The 221-nt window shown below is 68.8% G+C and carries 1 protein-coding gene; it reads right to left on the bottom strand.

Annotated features, from left to right (window positions below; all coding sequences use genetic code 11):
* The coding region (locus ACLQ22_RS32200; protein ID WP_425695639.1) for a beta-ketoacyl synthase N-terminal-like domain-containing protein at positions 1 to 191 on the bottom strand (191 nt) is incomplete at its 3' end.
* Positions 192 to 221: the final 30 nt, after the last annotated feature.

Raw genomic sequence — 221 nt, 5'->3', positions numbered from 1 at the left:
TGATGCCCCCGCCGGCGGGCATCCGACAACCGCTCCAACACCAGAACCCCGACACCCTCACCCCAACCCGTGCCGTCGGCCGCGTCCGCGAACGGTTTACACCGCCCATCGGCAGCCAACCCACCCTGCCGGGAAAACTCCACAAACGCTCCCGGAGTGGCCATCACCGTCACACCACCGGCCAGGGCCATCGAACACTCACCCGACCGCAACGCCTGCGC

This window comes from Micromonospora sp. DT178 (assembly GCF_049841695.1).
GTDB lineage: Bacteria > Actinomycetota > Actinomycetes > Mycobacteriales > Micromonosporaceae > Micromonospora.
The sequence above is the reverse complement of the archived record's forward strand: the minus strand, read 5'-3'. Positions and strand labels throughout refer to the sequence as shown.